At 66.0% G+C, this 5,540-nt stretch carries 6 protein-coding genes; 5 read left to right on the forward strand and 1 reads right to left on the reverse strand.

The genetic code is table 11. The features are described 5' to 3' along the window. Positions 1-56 precede the first annotated feature (56 nt). Genes D7Y21_RS39920 through D7Y21_RS39940 form a run of 5 tightly spaced genes read left to right on the forward strand, consistent with a single transcriptional unit; the run spans position 57 to position 4,681 of the window. Entirely contained in the window at positions 57-872 is an 816-nt protein-coding gene (locus tag D7Y21_RS39920) for an SCO family protein (protein ID WP_121718500.1), read from the forward strand. Then, positions 869-1,915 (forward strand): cytochrome c oxidase subunit II, encoded by a 1,047-nt coding sequence (gene coxB / locus D7Y21_RS39925; RefSeq protein WP_120567457.1) that lies wholly within the window; start codon positions 869-871, stop codon positions 1,913-1,915. The genes D7Y21_RS39920 and coxB overlap by 4 nt, the downstream gene beginning before the upstream one ends. After that, positions 1,899-3,575, forward strand: a complete 1,677-nt coding sequence (locus D7Y21_RS39930) for a cytochrome c oxidase subunit I (RefSeq protein WP_120567458.1) — start codon at positions 1,899-1,901, stop codon at positions 3,573-3,575. The genes coxB and D7Y21_RS39930 overlap by 17 nt, the downstream gene beginning before the upstream one ends. After that, positions 3,568-4,230 carry a cytochrome c oxidase subunit 3 family protein gene (locus D7Y21_RS39935; RefSeq protein WP_120567459.1) on the forward strand — a complete coding sequence of 221 codons (663 nt, stop codon included), beginning with the start codon at positions 3,568-3,570 and terminating at the stop codon, positions 4,228-4,230. Before D7Y21_RS39930 ends, D7Y21_RS39935 begins: the two co-directional genes overlap by 8 nt. 10 nt (positions 4,231-4,240) lie before the next feature. Continuing rightward, entirely contained in the window at positions 4,241-4,681 is a 441-nt protein-coding gene (locus tag D7Y21_RS39940; RefSeq protein ID WP_120567460.1) for a cytochrome C oxidase subunit IV family protein, read from the forward strand. 105 nt (positions 4,682-4,786) lie between these two features. On the opposite strand, the gene D7Y21_RS39945 is transcribed toward D7Y21_RS39940, so the two are convergent. Continuing rightward, on the reverse strand, positions 4,787-5,540 hold a 754-nt coding region (locus tag D7Y21_RS39945), incomplete at its 5' end, for a DUF481 domain-containing protein (RefSeq protein WP_233612483.1).

A 5,540-nucleotide genomic window follows, 5' to 3' on the forward strand; every position in this document is an offset into this window, starting at 1 on the left:
GGTCCCTTCCTCCGCCCTCCTCCGCCCGCGCCGCCGGGCTCCTCGCGGCGCTCGCGCTGGTGCTCACCAGCGCCACGCCCGCGTTCGCCCTGCCGGGTGGAGGCAAGACGCCCCGCGCCATCGTGGAGGCGGACTCCGACCTGCCCCCGCCGGTGACGGGGGTGGACGTGGAGGAGCACCTGGGGGATCCGCTCCCCCTGGAGACGCGCTTCCTGGACTCGACTGGGGAGGAGGTCCGGCTGGGCACGCTGCTGTCGAAGACGCGCCCCACCCTGCTCACGCTCGTCTATTACGAGTGCCCCATGCTCTGTAACCTCGTCATCAACGAGCAGGTCCGCGTGATGCGCGAGCTGGGCCTGGAGCTGGGCAAGGACTACGAGGCCGTCACCGTCAGCATCGACCCCAAGGACACCCCGGCGCAGAGCGCGGAGCGGCGGCGCAAGTACCTCCAGTCCATGGGCAAGCCGGAGACGGCTCCGTGGCACTTCCTCACCGGCACCGACGAGAACATCCACAAGCTCGCCGATGCCGTGGGCTTCAAGTACACGTATGAACCGAGCACGAAGCAGTACGCCCACCCCGCGGTGGTCACCGTGCTCACCCCGGAGGGGAGCATCTCCCGCTACCTCTACGGCACGTCGTTCGACCGCAAGGACGTGAAGCTTTCGCTGCTGGAAGCAGCGGGCGGTCGGGTCGGGACGAGCGTCGATCGCATCGTCATGTCCTGTTTCAAGTATGACACCGCCACTCGGCGGTACGGTTTCTACATCTTCGGGTTCATCCGCCTGGGCTCCCTGGCTGTCTTCGGCGCCCTGGCCACGATGCTGATCTATTTCTGGAGGCGCGAGCTGAAGAAAGGCGCGACTACATGAGCGACCTGGCCAACCAATTCCTGTTCCTCCCGGAGCGCGCGTCCACGTTCGCGGAACGGGTCGACTTCCTGCACTACTTCGTCGTCGGCACGACGATGGTGATGTCCGCGGGCGTCGGCCTCGCGGCGCTCTTCATGTTCTTCCGCTACCGTCGGCGGGAGGCCCACCAGCACACGGAATACGTGGTGCCGGACCTGAAGACGGAGTTCCTCTTCGTCTCCGTCCCGCTGGTGTTCTTCCTGGCGTGGTTCGCCATCGGGTTCCGGGACTTCACCTGGTTCACCACTCCGCCCAAGGACTCGATGGATGTCTACGTCATGGGCAAGCAGTGGATGTGGAAGTTCTCCTACCCGGAGGGCCCCAACGGCGTGAACGTGCTGCACGTGCCGGCTCACCGCCCGGTGCGCCTGCTCATCACGTCCCGCGACGTCATCCACTCCTTCTACGTCCCGTCCTTCCGCATCAAGATGGACGCGCTGCCGGGCCGCTACACGCAGGCCTGGTTCGAGGCGACGAAGCCCGGCACGTACCAGGTGCTCTGCACCGAGTACTGCGGCTTGTCGCACTCGAAGATGCTGGCGGAGGTCGTCGTGCTCGCGCCGGAGGACTACGAGAACTGGCTTAAGGAGCAGCAGCGCGGCCGCCTGCAGGACCGGCAGGACGCGCTGGCGGACACGTCGCTCGTGCCGCCTGTCGCCCGCATGGCCGAGCAGGGCCAGAAGCTGGTGGGCACGCAGGGCTGCCTCAAGTGCCACTCGGTGGACGGCTCGAAGCACATCGGCCCCACGTTCCTGGGCATGTACGAGCGCGAGGAGAAGCTCGACGATGGCCAGAGCATCCGCGTGGACGAAGCCTACATCACCCAGTCGATGATGGACCCGGGCGCGCACATCGTCGCCGGCTACCAGAACGTGATGCCGACCTACCAGGGCAAGCTGCAGGGCCCCGAGTCGGCCGCCATCGTCGAGTACATCAAGACGCTGCGCACCGCGAACGTGCGCGAGACCGCTTCCGAGGGCCCCGCCTATGACCCCATCCAGTAGCATCGCCGCGCCGGGGGCCGTCCCCGGCCATGAGGCGCACGACGACCACGGCCACCACCCGAGCTACCTGACGGACGGCACCACGGTGAAGTCGTGGCTGCTGACGGTGGACCACAAGCGCATCGGCATCATGTACATGGCCTGGGTGCTGCTGTTCTTCCTGGTGGGCGGCATCTTCGCGCTGCTCATCCGGATCGAACTGCTCACGCCCGGTCCGACCATCATGGACGCGATGACGTACAACCGCGTCTTCACGCTGCATGGCATCGTCATGATCTTCTTGTTCATGATCCCTGCCATCCCGGCCATCTTCGGCAACTTCCTGCTGCCGCTGATGCTGGGCGCCAAGGACGTGGCGTTCCCCCGCCTGAACCTGCTGTCGCTCTACGTGTACCTGGCCGGCGCGGGCTTCGCGCTCTGGGGCATGCTCAACGGCGGCCTGGACACCGGTTGGACGTTCTACACGCCGTACAGCGCGCACACGACGACCACGGTGGCGCCGGTGCTCTTCGGCGCGTTCATCATCGGGTTCAGCTCCATCCTCACGGGCATGAACTTCATCGTCACCACGCACACCATGCGTGCGCCGGGCATCACCTGGTTCAAGATGCCGCTGATGGTGTGGGCGCTCTACGCCACCAGCTGCATCCAGGTGCTGGCGACGCCCGTGATTGGCCTGCTGCTCCTGCTGGTGACGGCGGAGAACCTGTTCAGCCTGGGCATGTTCGACGTGGCCCGCGGCGGTGACCCGGTGCTCTTCCAGCACCTGTTCTGGTTCTACAGCCACCCGGCCGTGTACATCATGGTGCTGCCGGCGTTCGGCGTGATGAGCGAGATCGTCTCCACGTTCAGCCGCAAGAACATCTTCGGCTACCGCGCGGTGGCGTACTCCAGCGTGGGCATCGCGTTCGTGGGCTTCTTCGCCTGGGGCCACCACATGTTCGTGTCCGGCCAGTCCACCTTCAACGCCGGCGTGTTCGGCGTGCTGTCGATGCTGGTGGGCGTGTTCACGGCCATCAAGGTCTTCAACTGGGTGGGCACCGTCTACAAGGGCGCGGTGGAGTTCAGCACCCCGTTCGCCTACTTCTGCGGCTTCCTGTTCTTCACCGTGTTCGGCGGCATGACGGGCATCGCGGTGGCGACGGTGTCGCTGGACGTGGCGTGGCACGACACCTACTTCGTCGTGGCGCACTTCCACTTTATCATGGTGGGCGCGACGATCATGGCCTTCCTGGCCGCGCTCCACTACTGGTTCCCGAAGATGTTCGGGAAGATGTACCACGAGGGGTGGGGCCTGGTTTCCGCGGCGCTCATCATCCTGGGCTTCAACGCGACGTTCATCCCCCAGTTCCTCGTGGGCAACGCGGGCATGCCGCGCCGCTACTACGAGTACCCGGAGCGCTTCCAGGCGCTGAACGTGGCGTCCACGGCCGGTGCGTCCCTGCTCGCGTTCGGCTTCATCATCATCGCGGTGTACCTGACCTACGCGCTCATCTACGGCGAGCGCGTGGACAACCCGTGGAACAGCAAGGGCTACGAGTGGCTGACCCAGTCCCCTCCGCCCACGCACAACTTCATCGGGCCCCAGCCTACGTATCCCGAAGAGCCGCACTTCTACGTGGATCCGAAGAAGGCCGAGGGCGAGGTGTCGGATGTCTAGCGCGCACGTGACGCCGGGCTCGGCGCCCGGTCCCAAGCTGGCCGCCCACTTCGCGTCGCTGGAGGTCCAGAAGCACGCGGCGCGGTTGGGCATGTGGCTGTTCCTCGCCACGGAAATCCTGCTCTTCGCGGGTCTGTTCGCGTGCTACGCGGCCTACCGCTTCCTGTTCCCGGAAGCGTGGGCGGCCTCCAGCCGCAGCCTGGACCTGACGATGGGCACCATCAACACGGTGGTGCTCATCACCTCCTCGTTCACCGCCGCCATGGCGGTGCACTACGCCAAGGAGGGGAAGAACAAGATGGTGGGGCACATGAACGTGCTCACCCTCCTGATGGCGGTGGGATTCCTCGTCATCAAGTTCTTCGAGTACAAGCACAAGTTCCACATCGGGACGCTGCCGGGCCGCTACTACTTCTACGAAGGCATCCAGCTGCCGGGCGCGCCGATGTACTTCTCCGTGTACTTCGCCTCCACGGCGCTGCACGCACTGCACGTCATCATCGGCATGACGGTGCTGGGCTTCGCCACGGTGCGCGCGTACCGCGTCGGGGACTTCAACGCGAACAACTACACGCAGGTCGAGCTGGGCTCCATGTACTGGCACCTCGTCGACCTGGTGTGGATCTTCCTCTTCCCGATGCTGTACCTGGTCTGAGGGTTACGACATGGCCATCGCCAACGAATCGCATCAGGAAGAGCACAACATGCAGGAGCACCACGGCGCCGGGCGCTACGTGGTCATCTGGATTGCCCTGCTGGTGCTCACGCTCGTCACGGTCTTCACCGGCCGCATGCACCTGCCTGACTTCGGTCTGGTGCTCGCGCTCATCATCGCCAGCGTGAAGGGTACGCTGGTGACGCTGTACTTCATGCACCTGTCGGAGCACCAGGGCGCCAACCGCCTGGTGTTCGCGGTCTCCATCGTGTTCGTGGTGCTGCTCATCGGCTTCTCGCTGATGGACATTGGCACCCGCTTCCGTCTGGCCAACCCGCCGGGGTCGCAGTACAGCGACCTGCAGGCGGTGGACATCGGAGCGAACCCGACGGAAGGCCGCACGGGTGGCCACCAGCAGATCCAGAAGCAGACCCACGAGAAGCACGAGTAGTCCCCGCCTCTCTCAGTCCCCTGAAGCACGAACGCGGCGCCCGGGATTCTTCCCTGGCGCCGCGTCGCTTTTGGTGGGCCTGGGTGGCCCGGCCCGCCCGGGGGACTACAGGGCGACGGTCAGGTTGAAGGAGAGCGCCGTGTCGGTGGACACCTTGCCCGGGGGCGGGGCGCTGTCGGACTTCACGAGGAAGCCCACGCCCAGGGCCAGCGCGTCCGTGAGGTTCGCCATCACCTGCGTCTGGCTGCTGAAGAGGATGCGCGAGTCGGCGATGACGCTGACCAGGATCTCCGCGTCCTCCTGGAAGGTGATGTCCTTGGAGAGGCCGTAGCGGAACATGGCGCCGAAGCGGGGGCCGCCCAGGTCCACGTCGCCCAGGTCCATGCGTGTCGGGTAGTACTGGAAGCGCAGTTCGCGCGCGTAGCGGAAGGCGAAGTCGGTGCGCAGGATGGTCTCGCGCGTGCCGGACTTCTCGTCCTTCTTGGTGTCGAACCAGAGGATGCCGGCACCGGCTTCACCATAGGGCCGCGCCTCGATGCTCTTGATGTGGTCCGTGTCCGCGCCGGCCAGCAGATAGCCGCTGATCTCCTGCGTGAAGCGGCGGTCCCCACGCAGTTCGATGCCGGCGTTGAGGGCCACCACCTGGGACAGGGACTCCACCACCCCTTCCACCTGGGGCGGGCGGCTGCGGCCGTACGCGCCGTAGGCCTTCACGGAGTAGATCCAGTGCTCCGTCTTGCGCAGCGCGCTGGCCAGGCCGCTCACCGTCAGCGTGGACGCGTTGCCGGTGAGGGAGATGAGGCTCAGGCCCACGCTGACGTCCCAGACGCTGGGCTTCGCGGGGGCCGCGGCGGCGACC

The sequence above is a fragment of the Corallococcus sp. AB045 genome (assembly GCF_003668895.1).
GTDB lineage: Bacteria > Myxococcota > Myxococcia > Myxococcales > Myxococcaceae > Corallococcus > Corallococcus coralloides.